16 protein-coding genes are annotated in these 20,397 nt (G+C 39.2%); 1 reads left to right on the top strand and 15 read right to left on the bottom strand.

From position 1 onward, the window contains the following. Window positions 1–139 precede the first annotated feature (139 nt). The 8 genes from HMPREF0634_RS10120 to HMPREF0634_RS06645 all read right to left on the bottom strand — a co-directional run bounded on the left by HMPREF0634_RS10120 (window position 140) and on the right by HMPREF0634_RS06645 (window position 9,924). Entirely contained in the window at window positions 140–343 is a 204-nt protein-coding gene (locus HMPREF0634_RS10120; protein WP_007790032.1) for an N-6 DNA methylase, read from the bottom strand. A 47-nt stretch (window positions 344–390) separates the two neighbouring features. Continuing rightward, window positions 391–789: a type I restriction-modification system subunit M N-terminal domain-containing protein gene (locus HMPREF0634_RS10115; protein ID WP_040565848.1), complete on the bottom strand. Its 399-nt coding sequence runs from the start codon at window positions 787–789 to the stop codon at window positions 391–393. Window positions 790–866: 77 nt separating this feature from the next. Beyond that, the gene (gene ftsY, locus HMPREF0634_RS06670; protein WP_007790166.1) at window positions 867–2,162 is read right to left on the bottom strand and encodes a signal recognition particle-docking protein FtsY; all 1,296 of its coding nucleotides are present in this window, start codon (window positions 2,160–2,162) and stop codon (window positions 867–869) included. A 21-nt stretch (window positions 2,163–2,183) separates the two neighbouring features. Continuing rightward, a complete protein-coding gene (smc, locus tag HMPREF0634_RS06665) occupies window positions 2,184–5,735 on the bottom strand; it encodes a chromosome segregation protein SMC (protein ID WP_007790011.1) in 3,552 nt (1,183 codons plus the stop codon). Window positions 5,736–5,747: 12 nt separating this feature from the next. Further along, window positions 5,748–6,818: an elongator complex protein 3 gene (locus tag HMPREF0634_RS06660; RefSeq protein WP_007790111.1), complete on the bottom strand. Its 1,071-nt coding sequence runs from the start codon at window positions 6,816–6,818 to the stop codon at window positions 5,748–5,750. Between the two features lies 1 nt (window position 6,819). Next, window positions 6,820–7,527 carry a ribonuclease III gene (rnc, locus tag HMPREF0634_RS06655; protein ID WP_007790157.1) on the bottom strand — a complete coding sequence of 236 codons (708 nt, stop codon included), beginning with the start codon at window positions 7,525–7,527 and terminating at the stop codon, window positions 6,820–6,822. A gap of 72 nt (window positions 7,528–7,599) precedes the next feature. Continuing rightward, window positions 7,600–8,160: an elongation factor P gene (gene efp / locus HMPREF0634_RS06650; RefSeq protein WP_007789987.1), complete on the bottom strand. Its 561-nt coding sequence runs from the start codon at window positions 8,158–8,160 to the stop codon at window positions 7,600–7,602. A gap of 69 nt (window positions 8,161–8,229) precedes the next feature. Next, a complete protein-coding gene (locus HMPREF0634_RS06645; protein ID WP_007790025.1) occupies window positions 8,230–9,924 on the bottom strand; it encodes a phospho-sugar mutase in 1,695 nt (564 codons plus the stop codon). 251 nt (window positions 9,925–10,175) lie between these two features. Between HMPREF0634_RS06645 and nagB the strand changes: the two genes are divergently transcribed. After that, a complete protein-coding gene (nagB, locus tag HMPREF0634_RS06640) occupies window positions 10,176–10,901 on the top strand; it encodes a glucosamine-6-phosphate deaminase (protein ID WP_007790178.1) in 726 nt (241 codons plus the stop codon). A 151-nt stretch (window positions 10,902–11,052) separates the two neighbouring features. Here the strand turns inward: nagB and ppdK are convergent, their stop codons facing one another. The 7 genes from ppdK to HMPREF0634_RS06605 all read right to left on the bottom strand — a co-directional run bounded on the left by ppdK (window position 11,053) and on the right by HMPREF0634_RS06605 (window position 20,397). Then, window positions 11,053–13,698 (bottom strand): pyruvate, phosphate dikinase, encoded by a 2,646-nt coding sequence (ppdK, locus tag HMPREF0634_RS06635; protein WP_007790076.1) that lies wholly within the window; start codon window positions 13,696–13,698, stop codon window positions 11,053–11,055. Between the two features lie 16 nt (window positions 13,699–13,714). After that, window positions 13,715–14,554: a pyruvate, water dikinase regulatory protein gene (locus HMPREF0634_RS06630; RefSeq protein WP_007790181.1), complete on the bottom strand. Its 840-nt coding sequence runs from the start codon at window positions 14,552–14,554 to the stop codon at window positions 13,715–13,717. Between the two features lie 27 nt (window positions 14,555–14,581). Beyond that, window positions 14,582–15,217, bottom strand: coding sequence for a helix-turn-helix transcriptional regulator (locus HMPREF0634_RS06625; protein WP_007790001.1), 636 nt, complete (start codon window positions 15,215–15,217; stop codon window positions 14,582–14,584). A 285-nt stretch (window positions 15,218–15,502) separates the two neighbouring features. Then, window positions 15,503–16,273 carry a TrmH family RNA methyltransferase gene (locus HMPREF0634_RS06620; RefSeq protein WP_007790179.1) on the bottom strand — a complete coding sequence of 257 codons (771 nt, stop codon included), beginning with the start codon at window positions 16,271–16,273 and terminating at the stop codon, window positions 15,503–15,505. Window positions 16,274–16,283: 10 nt separating this feature from the next. Continuing rightward, window positions 16,284–16,958 carry a potassium channel family protein gene (locus HMPREF0634_RS06615; protein WP_007790164.1) on the bottom strand — a complete coding sequence of 225 codons (675 nt, stop codon included), beginning with the start codon at window positions 16,956–16,958 and terminating at the stop codon, window positions 16,284–16,286. A gap of 11 nt (window positions 16,959–16,969) precedes the next feature. Next, window positions 16,970–18,340, bottom strand: coding sequence for a TrkH family potassium uptake protein (locus HMPREF0634_RS06610; RefSeq protein WP_007789972.1), 1,371 nt, complete (start codon window positions 18,338–18,340; stop codon window positions 16,970–16,972). A gap of 65 nt (window positions 18,341–18,405) precedes the next feature. After that, window positions 18,406–20,397 (bottom strand): LTA synthase family protein, encoded by a 1,992-nt coding sequence (locus HMPREF0634_RS06605; RefSeq protein ID WP_007790115.1) that lies wholly within the window; start codon window positions 20,395–20,397, stop codon window positions 18,406–18,408.

The following is a 20,397-nucleotide window of genomic DNA, read 5'->3' as shown; positions in this document are numbered from 1 at the left end:
CGGTTGTATAATATTTAGCGTTGGAGAGAATTTTTTCTCTCACCAACGCTAAATATTATACAACCGTAAAAATCAGACTACACCTAAAAGGCTTGAAATGCCCATTTTCTATGGTATTAAATTATATCAATAAAGGTGTTTACATTTCGTATATTTTTATTTCTTTTTTACCTTTTAAGTGTTCTGCTACAATTTCTGACATCAAAACAGAAACCTCATGAGGAGTATAGAATTCACCTGCCTTTTTGCCTGCATTTGCAGCAAACTGACTTATTAAATATTCGTATATAAAGCCTAGGACATCATAATCTTGCTTTCCATCCATTGGTATATCTTTAATCAACTGTAATAATCCACTTATAGCCTTAGTCTGTGAATTTGAGCTATCCCCTAGCTTACTAAGTCCTGTTTGTAGAGTGTCAAATACCTTATCAAAAACTTTTTATGAGTTGGATAAATCAACCTATTAAAGGCAGATAAGGCATCTCTTACATCTGACACATCAAAATCTCTTCCCTTAGAAATCCAAGTTGAAAACAAATTTTCATAGGAAATAAAGTATCCAATATTTCTCTGTACGTATTCTAATATATCAATATCATCTTCTCTTAGATCTTTAATATCTGCATCATCAAAGTCATTTTCCTTTAAGAATTTTATTTCCTGGTCCGACAAATACTTGTAAAATATAAATCCAAGAATGTAGTCCTTATATTCATTTGCTTCAATTTTGGAACGCATTTTATTTGCTGACTCCCAAATTTTATTTGCAAGCTGTTGTTTATTCATTACTTTTTCCCCTATTATATTTTTTATTATTATATCAGCTATCTTTAAAGCTTATTTTTATTTATTAATTATATCGACTAACCAAATATAGCATCAGTAAATGAGTCTGCATCAAAACTCTGCAAGTCTTCAGCCCTTTCACCAACGCCTATCAGCTTGACTGGCACATCTACCTCCGACTTAACCGCTAGGACTACACCACCCTTGGCAGTACCATCCAGCTTAGTCAATACAATACCTGTTATATTGGCTACTTCCTTAAAGGTCTTGGCCTGGCTAACTGCATTCTGGCCTGTTGTAGCATCTACTACCAATAGGACCTCCTTCTTGGCCTCTGGGTATTCCCTGTCTATTATCTTAAATATCTTGCCTAGCTCATTCATTAGGTTGGCCTTGTTGTGGAGCCTACCTGCTGTATCGCATATCAGTAGGTCTACCTTCCTGGCCTGGGAAGCCTTGATTGCATCAAATACTACTGCACCTGGGTCTGCCCCTTCATGGTGCTTGATGATATCTACATCTACCCTCTTGGCCCATATATCCAACTGCTCGCTTGCTGCTGCCCTGAAGGTATCTGCTGCTGCCAACATGACCTTTTTGCCATCTTTTTTATACCTTTGGGCCAGCTTACCTATAGTAGTGGTCTTACCTACACCATTTACACCAACCATTACTATCACTGCTGGTCCTGGATCAAGGTCAAGTCCTGAGTTTCCTTCATTTAGGATAGAGGCAACTATTTCCTTCAATAGGTCTCTTACCTCTATAGGGTCCTTTACCCCTCTTTCCTTAATCATGTCCCTTAAACGGTCTATTATTTCCATGGTAGTTGTGACACCAACATCGGCAGTTATAAGTATTTCTTCTAACTCTTCTAGAAGGTCTTCGTCTATCTTTGTGTAAGACTTAAGAAGGCTGTCTATCCTACCTGTTATATTGTCCTTGGTCTTTGATAGACCTGCCAGTAGTCTGGCAAAGATACCCATCTTCTCCTGGCCCTCTTCCTGGTCAGAATCCTGACTACCATCACCATCTACTTCTTCTATTATTTCTTTCTCTATTGTTTCTTCTTCTGTAATTTCTTCTTCAGCCTGGATGTCAGCATCTTCAATATTTTCAATTTCTTCCTCTTCTTCTACTTGGGCTTTTTCTTCCTCTATGTCTTCCTCAAGAGTGTCTTCGCTAAGATCTTGATCCTGGGACCCTTCTTCCTTAACATCTTTCTGTAAGACTACTTCTTCTATTCTTTGGTCCTGGAAAGCATCATCACTGATTTCTTCCTGGATTTCTTCTCCACTAAGCCCTTCTTCCAAGTTTACTTCCTGGTCAGGGTTTTCATTTTTGTTTGCATTTTTCTTCCAAAATTTAAACATAAAATCCTCCTATATATCTATCTAGGAATTTTCCACCATTTCCTGGGCCTCTTTTAGCTTGATACCTATTATTGATGAAATTCCCTTTTCCTGCATAGTTACACCGTATATAAAGTCTGCAACTTCCATAGTTCCCCTCCTGTGAGTGACTGCTATAAACTGGGTATCCTGACTTAGTTCTTTCAGGAAATCACCAAACCTATAGACATTTACATCGTCTAGTGGGGCCTCAATCTCGTCTAGTATACAGAAAGGTGTTGGCTTCGATATCAGGATAGCAAATAGGATGGATATAGCTGTAAGGGCCTTTTCACCACCAGATAGCAAGGAAAGATTTTTCATCTTCTTGCCTGGAGGCTGGGCTGTTATCTCTATATCACATGATAGGACATCATCCATATCTGTAATCCTTAGGTTGGCACTTCCACCACCAAATAACTTTTTGTATACCTCTACAAAGTTCCTGTTTATAATATCAAAGTTAGCAAGGAATTCACTTTCCATACTTGCCACTAGGTCTGCTATTAGGGCATTTAGAGAAACTATCGATTCTTCTAGGTCCTGCTTTTGCTCTGAATAGTATTCGTACCTTTCCTTGACTTCTGCATACTCTTCTATGGCATCCAGGTTGACATTGCCTATGGACTTAATCTTCTTTCTCAGAGCCTCCATGACTTTATAGTCAATTACAAGATTTTCATCCCTATATTCTAGGGCTTCCTGGTAGTCCAGACTATATCTTTCAAATATATTTGCCTGGAGGTTGTCCCTACTTGTTACTGACCTATCCAACTTAGATTCTAGCTTGTACTTGTCTTCCCTTAGTTCATTAAAGTCCCTCTCTCTTGACCTTAGTTCAGCCTTGGCCTCATCTAAAGACAATCTTATATCATCCCTATCAGCCTTCTTATCCAGAATCCTCCCTGAAAAGTCTTCCTTAGTCTTGTTAAGACTATCTATCTGACCTGTATAGGTTTCTATCAATAGGTCGTAGTCGTTAATCTCATTATTATTTTCCTTTATCGACTCAAGTAGGCTTGCCAGATTTTCCTGGGACTTTTTCATGCCATTTTCTATTCTCTCAACCTCTGCTATGTTGTTTTCAAATACCTGCTTAGCCCTAACCAGGTCTAGGTTCTTGTCATTGAATAGCTTAAGGCAGATATCATGCTTTTCCTTAGCCTCATTTAGACTGTCGTTTAGGGCCTGAATATGGTCCATATTGCCCTGGCCTTCCCTGTCTAAATCTTCTAGCTGGTCCTTACACTGGTCAAAGTCAGCCTGGTTCTTTTCTACCTGCACGTCTATCCTGGCAATTTCTTCCTTGCTAGTATCAAGGTCTGCCTTCCTATCTCTTAGCTTGGCCTCTGCCAGCTTAATTTCTGTATTAGCAGATATTATTTCCTTAGATAGGGCTTCCTTTTCTTCTCTAATTTTTGCAACCTGGCCACCTAACTTGGCTTTTTCTAAGCCTAATAGGTCAAATTCTGACTTACACTGGCTTATATGGCCTTCTATAGACTCTATTTCCTGACCTAGCTCGCTTATAAGTCTCTTTCTAGACAGGATATTACCACTGGTCTTAAGACTACCACCAGTCATAGAACCTCCAGGGTTAAGTATATCTCCATCTAATGTTACCAGCTTAAACCTATGGCCTGTTTCTTTTGCATAGGCTATGGCATCAGTCATATTGTCTATAAGGATAACCCTGCCCAATAGGCTTTCTACTACCTTCCTGTAGGCCTCATCAAAGTCTACTAGGTCACTACACAAGCCCAGTGGCCTTATACCAGTATTGGTTGCAAGGGCAAGCTTGTTTGACCTCATGGTAGTCTTAGGCAGGAAGGTAACCCTACCTAGGTTAGACCTCTTTAGGTAGTCAATCGACTTCTTTGCTACCCCTTCGTCTTCAACTACCACATTTTGTATGGCAGCACCTAGACTGGCTTCTATGGCCTTTTCATACTTGGCAGGTACCCTAATCAATTCACCCAAGGCTCCACATATACCATCAAGAGACTTGTTCTTTAAGATTTCTCTTACACCCTTGTTAAAGCCTTCATGGTGGTTTTCCATATCTATATAGGTATTTCTCCTAGCCTTGATACGACCTAGGTCCATATTAAGATTCCTATCATTTTTGGTTAACTGGTCTATATTCTTTTCCAGGTTTTCTAACTTAGTCCTAGCCTGGTCAAGGTCCTTGTCCAGGGCTTGCATCTTAGTCAGGAGGTCACCTGCACCTGAATTTTTATTTCTTAGGTAGTCTTCAAGTTCTTTTATTTCCTCTTTCTGAGAGATGATTTTTTCTTCTAGACTTATCTTGCTTGACCTTAGGTTATCCAGGTTTGCCTGGCTAGTAGCAAAACTTGCAGAAAGTTCTTGTTTCTTTTCCAGTATATCCAAAGATAGGGCCTTGTTGGACTCCATATCCTCACTTATAGCTTCAAGTTCAAGTTCTGCCTTCCTCTTGTCATGGTAGGCCTTGTCTATTTCTTTTTGGGCCTCTTCTATATCATAAGAAGTCTGGTCAACCTTCTTACTGGCCTTGTCCAGCTCTAGCTTGTCAACCTTGATAGAGGCTTGAAGGCCTGATATTTCATTTTCTTTTCTTGAGATTTCCCTCAACTGGCTGTTTATCTTTTCCTGGGAAATTTCTATCTCATACTTCTTGCCTGCCAGGTCAGAGTTTATATCAACCAGGTTGGAATTTAACTCTTCTAGTAGGGCATCACACTCATTCAGGCTGGCATCCAGGTCTTCTATTTGTCCCTCTATACTGGTCCTTTCTGACTCAGTCAAGTCTAATTCCTTTTCAAGTCCAGCCAACTTGTCTGACATATCCCTTATCAGGTCGTCCATCTGACTAGTCTGCTTGATAAAGTCATTTAACTCTAGCTTCTTTAGTTCCTGACTTACTTCCAAGTATTTTTCAGCCTTCTTAGCCTGACGCTCTAGTGGCTTGACCTGGTTTTCTATCTCGTAAAATATATCTTCTATCCTTGCCAAATTATCACTGGACTTCTTTAGATTTCTTTCGGCCTCATTTTTTTTGTACCTAAACTTGGATATACCACAGGCCTCGTCAAAGATCTTTCTTCTGTTGGCCGGATTATTACTAAGTATTTCTTCAACCTTACCCTGCTCAATTATGGAGTAGCCGTCTTTACCTATACCTGTATCCAGCAAGGTTTCTCTTACATCCTTTAACCTACATGTCTTGTTGTTTATATAAAATTCTGACTCACCATTCCTGTAGACCCTTCTCTTTATGACTAGTTCATCAGAATCTATGTCAATTTCAGCCTGGGAATTATCCAGGGTAATGGCTACCTCACAATAGTTCATTTGGTTTTTAGAGTCAGTTCCCAGGAAGATAACATCTTCCATCTTCTCTCCCCTCAAACTCTTGACACTTTGTTCTCCTAGAACCCACCTGATGGCATCAGAAATATTACTCTTACCACTACCATTTGGTCCTACCACTGCAGTTACACCCTTGTCAAAGTATATGTCTGTTTTTGTTGGGAAAGATTTAAATCCCTTTAATTCTAACTTTTTTAAATACACTCTTACCTCCGACTAGTATAAACCATACCTTTTACCTAAAAACTTATACATCTCTCCAAAGCTGATTTCTGAGACTATCTCGGAATCTATCTCTACAATAATTCCATCAAGTAGGCCCTCCTTGAGTCCCGTCTTAAACCTAGCCTTGTATTTTTCATTTATATATATCCTGTTAGACCTATTATCGCCTACTATTGTGGATATGTTCTTATTATCCGAATAGACTACAAGGTCCTTAAAATCTCCGTCAATTATACTATCTAAATAGTCTCTTATCATCCTAGACTTTACCAATTCCCTAAAGGCAGGGTGGTAGGGTCCATCTACTACATCAATTCCCAACTGGATATCATCAGTTGCCTGTAGGCCTACCCTTATCACTCCTATATCATTGACATTATAAATGACCATCAATTTTTTCACTATATCTACGCACTCATCAAGGCTAAAGGGCCTATAGTAGCCATCCTTGTAGCTTTGTTCTAGGCCTGTCTCCTTTATAATAAGGGTTGGATATATCCTGACAAAGTCTGATCCTATCTTGGCAAATTCCCTGGCTGTCCTAATACATTTTTCCTCCGTATCACCTGGAAGACCTATCATCTGTTGAAGTCCTAGCCTAAGTCCAGCCTCCTTGATTAGGGACCCACTTTCATATACTATCTTGCTATTATGACCTCTTAGGCTTTCTACCAGGACCTCTTCATCCATAGACTGAACACCTAGTTCTATAATTGTGGCCCCATAGGACTTTACCAGGTCCAGGCCCTCCCTGTCTATACAGTCTGGTCTGGTGGACATCCTTATATCCTTAACTAGGCCCCTGTCCTTGTATTCCTTGGCCACACTCAAGAGTTCCACCTGCTTGTCCTTGTCTATAGCTGTAAAACTCCCTCCAAAAAAGGCTATTTCTAGATCTACATCCGGCCTTATTGTAGCCAGGCAGTCCTCTATAATGCCCCTGGCCTTGTCACCCGTCATATCTGTTGATATACCTGTTATCTTTTTTTGATTGCAGAATATGCAGTCATGGGGACATCCCTGGTGGGGTACAAATATGGGTATTATCTTTTTCCCCCTCATTCTATAGTTCCCCCATCTTGACCAGGGCATCTCTAGCAGCTTCCTTTTCTGCTTCCTTCTTGTTCTTGCCCTTGCCTATACCGATTGTATCCTGACCACACTTGACCTGCATTTCAAATTCCTTGTTGTGGTCTGGTCCACTTTCTCCTACTAGCTTGTATGAAATCTTACCGTTATTGCCCTGTATTATTTCCTGTAGAATCGTCTTATAGTCTCTGAAGATATTTCCATCAATATTTTTGGCTATTGTATCTCTTAGGTTTGATAGTATAAAGTCCTTTGCCTGGTCAAATCCACCATCCAGGTATATAGCAGCTATCACTGCCTCTGTAGCATCTGCTAGGATTGAGTCCCTGTCACTACCTCCTGAAGTTTTTTCTCCCTTACCTAAAAACAGGTGGTCTCCCAGGTTTATTTTCCTAGCCACTGCACTAAGAGATTCTTCACAAACTACATTCGCCCTTAACCTTGTTAACTTACCTTCTGGCAGGTCATTTCTAGCCCTAAACAGGTAGTCACTCACCACCAGGCCCAAAACTGAGTCTCCAAGAAATTCCAGTCTTTCATTGTAGTTAAATTCCTTGTGCTCGTTGGCAAAAGAAGAATGTGTCAAGGCTGTCTGTATATAGGTCTTGTTCTTAAATTCATAGCCTATCTTTTCTTCAAAGGCCCTGATACTTTCTCTGATTACATCGCTTATTGATGCCATGCTCACCCCTCCTTATAAAAAATATAGCTATAGAATACCTGTTTTTTCAAACAGGCATCCTATAGCACTAAATTAGTTTACTCTTGACAAATATTCACTTGTTCTTGTGTCTATCTTTACCTTGTCTCCAACATTTATAAATAATGGTACCTGAATAACTGCACCAGTTTCTACTGTAGCAGCCTTTGTAACATTACTTGCTGTGTCTCCCTTGATTCCTGGTTCTGTATCAATAATCTCAAGGTCAACAAAGTTAGGACCTTCAACCTGGAATGGAGCTCCCTGGTAAAACCTAATAGTAGCAACTTCATTTTCCTTTAAGAACTTGATAGCGTCTTCTACCTGTTCATAATTCAAAGGAATCTGGTCAAAAGTTTCTTCATCCATGAAGTAGTATAGCTCACCATCATTGTATAGATACTGCATCTGCTTAGTTTCTATATTGGCCTTAGGGAACTTATCACTTGGGTTGAAGGCTTCTTCTCTGATTGCTCCTGTTATTAAATTTTTATACTTAGTTCTAACGAACGCAGCACCCTTGCCTGGCTTAACGTGCTGGAAGTCAACTACTAGACATGGCTGACCATCTTTTTCAAACGTTACACCTTTTCTAAAATCACTAGCTGTTACCATTTTATATCCTCCATAATTGTAATTAATATATTTATCCTAATAATTATATCATGGAATGGCTTTATTTGTCTAGTTTACTGAATCAACAATGGCCAAGAAGTAGTCATTAATTCCATCTAATTTCTTAAGTGCAACCTGGTCTTCATTATCATGTGTTCCAATGTATACCTTTATCTTTGGTTCAGTTCCTGATGGCCTTAGGGCTATCCAAGACCCATCCTCTAGAATATACTTAAGCACATCTGACTTAGGAAAGCCTTCTACACCTGCACCAAAGTCAAGAACCTCTGCCACCTTAACTCCGTCTACCTTATCCATCTTAGTAGTTCTGAAGTGTTCCATTATTCTCTTTATCTTGCCACTACCCTCTATGCCTTCAAGGTAGATAGAAGTAGTCTTTTCCCTGTAGTATCCGTACTTTGCATATAGGTCCATTAGACCTTCATATAGGGTCTTACCCTTGCTCCTGTAGTATAGGGCCATCTCAGATATCATTAGGGTAGCTACTACCCCGTCCTTGTCCCTACACTGGTCACCTATAAGGTAGCCGTAACTTTCTTCGTAACCCATTACAAATGTCTGAGAATGGTCTTTTTCGTACTGAGTCATCTTGTCGCCCAGGAACTTGAAGCCTGTCAAAATACTTACAACGTCAACTCCCATTGACTTGGCTATGTCTGCACCAAACTCTGATGTTACCACAGTCTTGATTATGCAGGCATTGTCTGCCAACCTGCCCTTTTCCTTCAATCCTGATATTGTGTATTCTGCAAGTAGTCCACCTATCTGGTTACCTGTCAATAGGACAACTTCACCAGCAGAATTCTTCACAGCAACACCAACCCTGTCACAGTCTGGATCGTTTGCTATCAAGATATCAGCATCTTCCTTCTTCAAAAGTTCTATTCCCCTTGTAAGGGCAACACTTTCTTCTGGGTTAGGAGTCTTTATACCGGCAAAGTTTGGATCTGGCATTTCTTCTTCCGGCACAACTAGGACATTCTTAAAGCCACTATCCTTTAAGACCCTAAGAACTGGTACCCTACCAGTACCACAAAGTGGTGAGTATACCACCTTGAATTCTCCTGCGTATTTTTCTATAATGTCTTTCCTAATTACATTGACCTCCACTGCATCAATAAAGTTGTCGTCCATTGATGGGTCCAATAAGGTCATCCTAGCCTCATCTTCCTTGCTGAAGGCTGGTATTGTAGAAAAGTCCTTGATAGCTTCTATTTCTGCCAAGACCTTGTCAGCCACATGAGGCATTATCTGGGCTCCATTATCTCCGTAGACCTTGTAGCCGTTATACTTTGGTGGATTGTGGCTGGCCGTAATAACTATACCACCAATACAGTTTAACTTTCTTACTGAATATGACAACATAGGAGTAGTCCTAAGGTCATCAAAGTAGTATACCTTCATGCCTGCAGCAGCTATAGTCCTGGCAGCCTCTATACAGAATTCTCTAGACATATTCCTGTTGTCGTGGGCTATAACTATACCTCTTTCAGCAGCCCCTTCTTCATTTTTCAAGAAATAGTTGGCCAAGCCGTATGAAGTCCTTCTAACAGTATATATATTCATCCTGTTCCTACCAGCCTCTACAACTCCCCTAAGTCCTGCTGTACCAAACTCAAGGTCACAATAAAACCTGTCTTCAATTTCCTTTTCATCGCCCTTTATTGCCAATAATTCCCTTTTAGTATCCTCATCGAAATAAGAAGATGTCGTCCATTCGTTATATAATTTTTTGTAATCCATAAGAATCTCCTTTCTCCTATATAAGTTAACTCTATTATAACCTTTTTTTCAAGAAAATACACATGAAAATTTTTTTAAAAAAATTAATTTTCCCCCTTATATTTGATGGATTTTCTTGATAAAATTAAAGATAGTTATAAATATGTGGTTCTCTTGAAATAAAATATATATAAAACATCTTTTTAGTTATGAAATAGCAATTTTTTTCAAGAGAAGAAGGAAAAATATTATTCTTTAGGAGGATTTTTACTATGATGATTTACAAGGTTAAAAGCTATGAAGAAATGAGTAAAAAGGCTGCCAGTATTATAGCTTCACAGATTATAATCAAGCCTGACTCAGTCCTAGGATTGGCTACAGGATCTTCTCCTGTGGGAACTTATCAAAATTTAATTGAACTTTACAAGAAGGGTTATATCGATTTTTCAAGGATTACTAGTATAAACCTTGACGAATACAAGGGTCTTGAACCAACAAACAATCAAAGTTACCGTTACTTTATGAACAACAACCTATTTGATCACGTAAATATCGACAAGAAGGCTACCTTTGTACCTGATGGGCTAGAGATGGATTCTGACAAGGCTTGTGGCGACTATGAAAAAATTATTGAATCATATGGAGGTATAGACCTTCAACTGTTGGGTATAGGACGCAACGGACATATAGGTTTTAACGAACCGGGTCCTGCCTTTATAAAAGATACCCACTGTACAGACCTTACGCAGAGTACAATAGATGCCAACAAAAGATTTTTTGCCTCTGAAGAAGATGTGCCCCACCAGGCCTATAGCATGGGTATTGGAAGCATTATGAAGGCCAAGAAAATACTTTTAATTGCTTGTGGTGAGGACAAGGCAGATGCCATGGCAAAGACAATCAATGGACCTATTACACCTGAGGTTCCTGCCTCTATCTTGCAGCTACACAAGGATGTGGTTATAATAGCTGATGAGGCTGCCCTAAGTAAATTATAGGATATCAGTATGTATCCTTAGTTTTAATTCTAGAATCAATATTAATATTTAAAGGCAAAAACCCACTCGATTTCGAGTGGGTTTTCTAAAAATTTTAGAAAGTAGTTATTATCAATAATTGTATCTTATCTATCTACTCTTACCTATTTACTTATTTATCCCTGTGTCCGTCACCTTTTCTCTTCTTTACAGTTGCCTGAGCTGCTGCAAGTCTAGCAATTGGTACTCTAAATGGTGAGCAAGATACGTAGTTTAGACCCTGGTTGTAGCAGAATTCAACAGATGATGGTTCACCACCGTGCTCTCCACAGATACCTAACTTAAGTTCTGGCTTAGTCTGTCTACCAAGCTTAACTGCCATTTCTACAAGCTTACCAATACCTCTCTGGTCTAGTACCTGGAATGGATCCTTTTCTAGTACGCCCTTTTCAACGTATTCACCTAGGAACTTACCAGCATCGTCTCTTGAGTAACCGAATCCCATCTGAGTAAGGTCGTTTGTACCGAATGAGAAGAAGTCAGCTACTTCTGCTATTTCATCAGCAGTCACACAAGCTCTTGGTATTTCTATCATTGTACCTACTGTGTAGTCAAGCTTCATACCAGCCTTTTCCAATTCAGCGTCAACAGTTTCTTCTATAATTGGTCTTAACATCTTTAATTCGTTTACAGTACCTATTAGTGGAACCATTATTTCTGGCTTAACATCTATACCTTCCTTCATAGCTAGTATAGCACCCTGTGCTATAGCCCTAGCCTGCATTTCACATATTTCTGGATATGTAACAGCCAGTCTACAACCTCTGTGTCCTAGCATTGGGTTAAATTCGTCAAGGTCCATAACCCTCTTCTTTAGTTCACTAGCTTGGATTCCCATCTGACCAGCCAATTCAGCTATAGCTCCATCTTCATGAGGTAGGAATTCATGTAGTGGTGGGTCAAGAAGTCTAACATTACAAGGTCTTCCTTCCATAGCCTTGAATATACCGTGGAAGTCTTCTCTCTGGAATGGTAGTAGACTATCTAGGGCCTTTACCCTGTCTTCTACATTATCAGCAAGTATCATCTTTCTAACTGCTGGTATCCTGTCTTCTTCAAAGAACATGTGCTCAGTTCTACAAAGACCGATACCTTCAGCACCAAATTCTATTGCCTTCTTAGCATCTCTTGGATTATCTGCATTTGTTCTAACCATCATGTCTCTGATTTCATCAACCCAAGTCATTAATACACCGAAGTTTCCACCAACTTCAACACTTGTCATAGGTATCTGGCCTAGATATACACAACCTGAAGAACCATCTATTGACATATATTCGCCTTCCTTGATTACAAGGTCGCCTACCCTGATTTCTCTAGCTGCTTCATCGACTCTTAATTCACCACAACCAGCTACACAGCACTTACCCATACCTCTAGCAACAACCGCAGCATGTGAAGTCATACCACCTCTAGCAGTAAGGATACCCTCTGCACTTACCATACCTTCTATATCCTCTGGAGATGTTTCCTGTCTAACTAGAAGGACTTTTTCTCCTGCCTTAACCTGCTTTACAGCATCTTCTGCGTAGAAGTATACTTTACCAACAGCAGCACCTGGAGATGCTGGAAGACCCTTAGCCAACTGCTTAGCATCCTTTAGAGCCTTTGTGTCGAATGTTGGGTGCAATAACTGGTCTAACTGGTTAGGTTCTATTCTCATAACAGCTTCTTCCTTGTCGATTACACCGTCATTTACTAGGTCAACTACTACATTTATAGCAGCCTTAGCTGTTCTCTTACCATTTCTAGTCTGTAGTATGTATAACTTACCATTTTCTATAGTGAACTCTATATCCTGCATGTCCTTATAGTGGGCTTCAAGAGTATGAGTTATTTCTACAAACTGATTGTACATTTCTGGCATATCTTCCTTTAGTGTATCTATATTCTGAGGAGTTCTGATACCAGCAACAACGTCTTCACCCTGGGCATTTATCAGGTATTCACCGAATAGCTTGTTTTCACCAGTAGAAGGGTTTCTTGTAAAGGCAACACCTGTACCAGATGTCATACCCATGTTACCGAATACCATTGACTGGATGTTTACGGCTGTACCAAGGTTACCTGGGATATCATTTAACTTTCTGTATACTATAGCTCTTGGGTTGTTCCAAGATCTGAATACTGCCTCTATAGCCAGCATCAACTGCTTCTTTGGATCCTGAGGGAAGTCTTCACCGATTTCAGCCTTGTAGATCTTCTTGAATTCTTCAACTATTAACTTTAGGTCTTCAGTTGTAAGGTCAAGGTCAGAGCCGTATCCTCTTTCTTCCTTTACCTTGTCAAGAACGTTTTCAAACTTGTACTTAGGAACCTCCATAGCAACGTCTGAGAACATCTGTATAAATCTTCTATATGAGTCATATGAGAATCTTTCGTTATTTGTAGCAGCTACTAGCCCCTTTACACTTGTGTCATTTAGACCTAGGTTTAGGATAGTGTCCATCATACCTGGCATTGAGAAAACAGCACCTGATCTAACAGATACAAGTAGTGGATTTGTTTCACATCCTAGAGTCTTGCCCTGTTCTTTTTCTAGTTGCTTTAACTTTTCATCGATCTGATCTAGAACTTCCTGAACAATCTTGTGGTCATTGTCATAGTAGTCATTACATGCTTCTGTAGTTATAGTGAATCCCTGTGGAACAGGAAGACCTATATTAGTCATTTCTGCTAGATTGGCACCCTTACCACCTAGCAAGCCTCTCATTTCCTTATTACCTTCATCAAAACTGTAAACAAACTTCTTACTCATCTTTTCCTCCTAATATTTATATTTCGTAATCCTTTAAAACGGCTACACCATTTTCTTTTAACAAATCTAAAATTATGCCGGCTGTCTCCTCTATGGCCTTATTTGCCACATTTATTACTGGACACTTTAAATTTTTCATAACCTTCTCTGAGTAGTCTAACTCTTCAAGTATCCTCTCAAGCTTGGCATAGTTGGCAGTACCAGACAAGCCCATAGACTTCAACCTTTCAACCCTTATGCTGTTCAGCTTTTCAGGTGAATTAGTCAGACCAATTATCCTCTTAGTTTCCACTTCAGCTAATTCCTTGGGAATAGGTACTTCCGGAACTAAAGGAACGTTTGCCACCTTTAGGTGCTTGTTGGCTAGATACATACTTAGTGGAGTCTTTGATGTTCTGGATATACCAACCAAGACTACATCTGCCTTTAGTAGACCTCTCGGATCCTTACCATCATCGTATTTAACAGCAAATTCTATGGCCTCTACCCTATTGAAGTAGGACTTGTCCATCTTTCTGATGATACCCGGTTCTCCCAATGGCTCTACACCTGAAATCCTCTTCATCTTCCTCAATATATGACTTAAAAGGTCCATATACTCTATATTTTCTCTTTCACAATAAGCCTTCGCATAGTCAGCAAGTTCAGGGTTAACCAAACTGTACATAACCAGGACCCTCTTGCCCTTCGCTTCTTCAAAAACTTCATTTAACAAGTCCTTGTTATTTATATAAGAAAATCTCTTAGTATCCCAATTTTCATAGTTTGGAAACTGGTATATACATGCCTTGGCTATAGATCTGGCAGTCTCTCCCAGTGAATCCGATACAATAAATATCGTCAAATTATTTTCCATATTACCTCCCATAAACTACCTATCAACCTATTCAGTTAACTCGACAAATAGTCTATTTATTATAGTCTTTGATATTTTACCCACAACTTTTATTTTTTGTTTGTCATTGTCTTCATACCTGACAACAGGTAAGCTGTCAACCTCTCTCTTCATCAACTTGGCAGCTGCCAAATTGATTGACTCATCTTCCTCAACAGTTGCTATATTAGGCATCCTGGTCATTATCATACCAACAGGTAATTTATTGACATCTGAACCCCCAACAGTGGCCTTCAACAAGTCCTTCCTGGATACCACTCCACATAAGTAGTCGTCCTCATCCAGTATGAAAACTCCTCCAGAGTCTTCCAAAAAAATATTCACTATTACATCATATACAGAATCACTTTGTCTAGCAGTCAGTGGCACTCCCATAACTGATGATACCTTTGTATTTTTCATAGATGAGTTTTCATTAGAGAAGTTTCCCTCACCCACATAAAAATAACCGACCTTAGGACGGGCATCCAGGATACCTGTCATAGTCAAGACAACCAGGTCAGACCTAAGTGTTGCCCTAGTTACCCTTAGCTTTTCTGCAATTTTTTCTCCTGTAATAGGTTCATTTTCCTTTACTATAGCAATAATCTTCAATTGCCTCTCATTCAGTTGGATAATAATCACCTACCTCATAACATACTTACCCTTAAATATTGCGTCATATTATTGATTAATATGATATACCATTTCTATATAGTATATTATAATGCTTCATGATTAATTAGGCAAGACTTATTTTTCAATATTTATCCTCCTCTTATTTTATCGTTTTATTTAAAAATCCATTATGTCTGTATATAGGGTCTATATACCTATAAAAATACTGGTGACCCCCATATTAAAAATACAAAAAAATTAGCTGTCTCCTGGTATCAACCAAAAAACAGCTATAATAATATATAATATACACTATTTATTCTTCCTCTTTATCACTTTACTCATCAATAGGGCTGCCGATATGGCTACATTAAATGATTCTGCCTTACCATACATAGGGATCTTGACTAGGAGGTCGGAATTTTCTATCCAAAAGTCATTTATCCCATTAGCCTCATTACCAAGGACAAGGGCACATCCGTCTGCATAAGTAACCTCATCATAGTAATTGTCTGTATCCAGGGAGCTTGACACTATTTGTAGACCTGCCCCTTTTAAGATGGATAGTATAACCTCCTGACTTTCCAGGAGTATGTCCATATAAAAACCGGACCCCATGGCCGACCTGACAACCTTGGGATTGTAGACATCAACACAACCCTTGGCCATACAGATTAGGTCAAAACCCATGGCATCAGCAGTCCTGATGATAGTCCCAACATTACCTGGATCTTGAAGCCTATCTAGGACTAGGACCTTCCTGTGCCTGCTTGGGTCAAAGTCTTCCTTGGACAGGTCCCTCATCTTGACAACTACCATTATCCCCTGGGAATTTTCTGTATCGCTAACCTGGTCGTAAAGGTCTTTTGATAGGGTATGAACCCTAAGGTCTTTTAGGTCCAGGTCAAATTCAGACCCCTCCCTTAAAATTACCATGTCGATATCTGCCCCATGTTCAAGGGCCAACTCAACCGTCCTAAGTCCCTCGGCTAAATACTTTTTCTCCTTATACCTCTTTTTAGAGGCTAGCAAAGATTTAATGGTTTTAAATTTTTCATTATCCTTACTCTTTATATAAGCCATACCAAACTTCCTATCTCTTTATATACGAATCACCGCTGATCAAAAGGGCAATCTCTTCTATTACCTTAGTCTGACCGGCTATTACTATGATATCTCCGTCCTCAAAGTTCTGACTAGGACTAGGGGGAACCTGGAAAGTATCTCCCCTCTTGATACCAACAACATTGATATTGTACTTGTCTCTTACCATCAAGTCAATCAGGTTGCTTCCTACCCATGACTTTGGAACTGTAACCTCAAATACTGAATGTGTATCATCCAACTGCATGAAATCCACAACATTGTCAAAGGTCAAGGCCTTGGCTATCTTTACCCCCATATCAGACTCCGGAAAGACAACCCTATCAGCACCTATCCTTTTTAATACATCTGCCTGTAGACTATCCTTGGCCCTACTGATAACCAGGGGTACACCAGCTTCCTTGGCTATTAGGGTAGCCATAATTGAAGCCCTCAGGTCTCCACCAATTGCAACTATAGCCACATCAAAGTTGTTTAAACCGATGCTTTTCATAGCCTGCTCATCTGTAACATTAAGTATGGCGGTATTTTCTACCTTATCAGATATTTGTTGAATTACATCTTCATCCATATCTACTACCATTACTTCTTGGCCTGATTCTGTTAGGGTCTTGGCTGTTGCTTCTCCAAACCTCCCCCCACCTATTACTATAAACTGCTTCATCTCATATCCTCCTAGCCAACTAATACCTTAGCTTCAGGGTACCTTACCCTCTTTCTCTTGTTTTCGCTTATAAAGGCTGTAAATATAGTCAATGACCCTACCCTACCGGTAAACATCAGGACCATTATTATCACCTTACCAACACCGTTTAAATGGTAGCTACCTGCCAGGGACAAACCTACTGTAGCCAGGGCTGAAGAAACTTCAAAGGAATAAGATAATATGTCAAAATGCTTAGGGTCTTGGGTTATACTCAAAAGATAGACACCCAAGACAGCTATTGTAATAGCAATAATAAATATTCCCAAGGCCTTCCTAAAGGTAAACACATTTATTCTCTTGTGTTGGACTGTTATTTCATTTTCATTTTTTATAAATGACTTTACTGCTATAAATAAGATTGCTGCTGTAGTTGTCTTTATACCACCACCAGTAGATGCTGGCGACGCTCCTATAAACATCAGTATCATCATTACAAATAAAGTCGATTCTCTAAACTGGGTCAAGTCTATTGTAGCATAACCAGCTGTTCTAGTAGTAACCGATTGGAAAAATGCCACCTGGAACTTTTCCCATAAACTCATACCATGCAAGGCATGGCCCATTTCTCCTAAAAATATCATCAAAAAACCACCTGCTATTAATATGGCAGTAGTCACTAAAACCAGTTTTGAATTTAGGTTCAGCTTTTTAAAATTTCTCTTGTTTACAACATTAATTATGACAGGAAAACCAATACCACCGAGAATTATCAGGGCAGAAATAGTAAATACTATCAGTGGCCTGTTGTAGTAACTCACTATAGATGAGTATTCTCCTGACACTCTTCCCATCAGGTCAAAACCCGCGTTACAAAAGGAAGATATTGATGTAAATATCGAATAACCTACCCCCTTTAAAAGACCGAATTGTGGTATAAAGGCAAAAGACAATAATAAAGCTCCTAGCCCCTCTATAAGTAGGGTATATTTCAAAACTTTTTTAATCAATTTGACACTACTTGATAATTCGTCCTGATTCAAGGCTTCTTTTATCAATATTCTTTGTCTCAAATTGATTTTTTTCCCGAAAATTAGGGCCACTAGTGTACCCAAGGTCATAAAACCCAGGCCTCCAACCTGGATTAATAATATAATTACCACCTTACCAAATATAGACCAATGGATGCTCGTATCCACAACTACCAAACCTGTTACGCATACTGCGGATGTCGCTGTAAACATGGCATCAATAAAACTTGTACTAGTTCCATTGGCTGATGATATGGGGCTGGCCAAAAGTACAGTGCCCAATAAAATCAAAAAACCAAAGCCTGCAACCATCATCTGCCCAGGTGATAGAATATACAAGGGTGATGGATGTATCTTGCTATTTTTCCTCATTTCTTCCTCCATAAAACTCTCAGATTAAGTAAAAATCCACAAATTTTAAGAACCCATATGGGTCCCTAAAATTTATATACTAAGGTATTTGACCTATAAATTGGCTTTTCATCGCTATCCAATATTTCAAGGTATACTATCTTTTTCCCCCTATAATTTGGGGCCTTCAATAGCAGGGTCTTATCATCTACAAAGTATACCTGGGCTTCTTCCCCTCCGATGTATAACCTTGTGTTTCTATTTATTCCCTGCCCCTTAATATAGACCTTGCCATCCTTTTTCTCTACGGACTCAAGCTTCATATCCCTAGTACCTAACTGCATCTTATTATTTTTTATCGGCTTTTCTGACTCCTTCAAGAAGTACCTCTTACCAAACAAGATATCATACTGGACTAGTTTCATCTTATCCTGGTAGTCAGACCTATCTTTAAGGTAGGTGTGGACCATATTCATTGGTCCATACTTAAGCCCGGCAAGGTCCATGACCATAGTAGACAACTGGTAGCCCTGAAGGTCCTTTGGAACAGACCTTTTCTTGATACCCATATTATCTATCAATGCAAATAGAGATGAAAATTTATCTACACCTGACATATTTCGTGTGATTATATTTAGGGCAGGAAGGTGGTCCCCATAGACAACCAGGACATAATTTTTCTTCCTGGCATCCAGGCTGGCCTTCAAGTCCCTCACAAATAGGTCCATCTCATAGACTTGGTTTGCATAATAGTTAATCTGGTTTTGGTCTTGTTTTGCCAGCTTTGAATCCACTAGCTTAACCTTGTAATCCATATCCATATTGCTAATAGGATACTTGCTATGGCCCTGGGTAGATATGGTAAATATCATGGACTTGCCCTTGTCTTGATTCAACTCACCCATTATATACCTAGTCAATATCTTGTCCTTTGGCCACCACATTGGAGTGTGCTCAACATTCGTCATAGTCTCAAGACTGATAAACTTCTGGTAGCCTATATTTTCATAGCCCTCTCGCCTATTATAGAAACTGGAATTGAAGTTGTGGATAGCCTTAGACTTATATCCTTCTGACCTCATTTGACTTGCTATGGATATAGATGGTCTCTTAGCTAGGAATGTCTGGTAGGGAATTTCCCCCTGGTTTAAGTAGTCAAAATTAAATCCAGACATGACTTCATACTCTGTCCTTGCCGTACCACCACCTGTAACTGGTACATTCATGAGTCCAGATGTGTACTTGTCCATCATCTTTCTCAGGTTTGGCATTGGGTCTATATTATAATTACAACCTTTTAACCTAGTAGGGTCCATAAAACCCTCCAATTGAACAAAGATTATATCTGGTCTGTCATCACCTGTCCTTATAAGCCTCTTGTCTTTTTTAACCTCTTTATCCAAGTCTGACCTAATAGCCTCTACACTGTCCTTACTGTACCCGTGTGGTTTTTTCCTGATTGACATAAAAGTCTCATCTACAAAGGAGAAAACCAAGCCATTAGTCTCATAGGACAAGCCCGGATCCCAGGCTATTTCCGTTACAATCTTGGCAGCCTTTAGTTGGGGAACCACTATAAAGAATATGGTTGCAACAACCAAAAGAACACCCAGGTCAGATTTATTCCTAATCCTATTAGCTGTCTTAAATGACCTAAAAGAAACGATTGATAAAATTATAACCAATGCTAAAAAGGCAAGTCCGGCAACCATAAACCTGGCATCTAAAAATACATTGGCAATATTTAAGGCCTCCTTGTATGATACAAGGTCATAGGGTGACAAGGGCATTCCTCTCAAAGTGTATAAAACAGAACTGCTAATAGCCAGTATCAATAGTAAGCTACTGGCTATATAATAGTAAAATACTTTCCTCTTTAAAAATAATGATACACCTAGTATTATAAAAATCAAAAAGTAGTTAATAAAAAACTGGATCGGAAAATCTAAGGCGAAGTCTATAAATTTAATAAAACTTCGCCTATTAATTGTCTCTATAAGGCCAAACAAAAACAATGAATATACAATTAAAACTATTAAATCTAATTTACCTTCATATTTCTGCTTGTTATATCTCAT

The organism is Peptostreptococcus stomatis DSM 17678 (assembly GCF_000147675.1).
GTDB classification, from domain to species: Bacteria; Bacillota; Clostridia; order Peptostreptococcales; family Peptostreptococcaceae; genus Peptostreptococcus; species Peptostreptococcus stomatis.
Note: the sequence above shows the minus strand (reverse complement) of the source record. Positions and strands in the feature narration are given on the sequence as shown.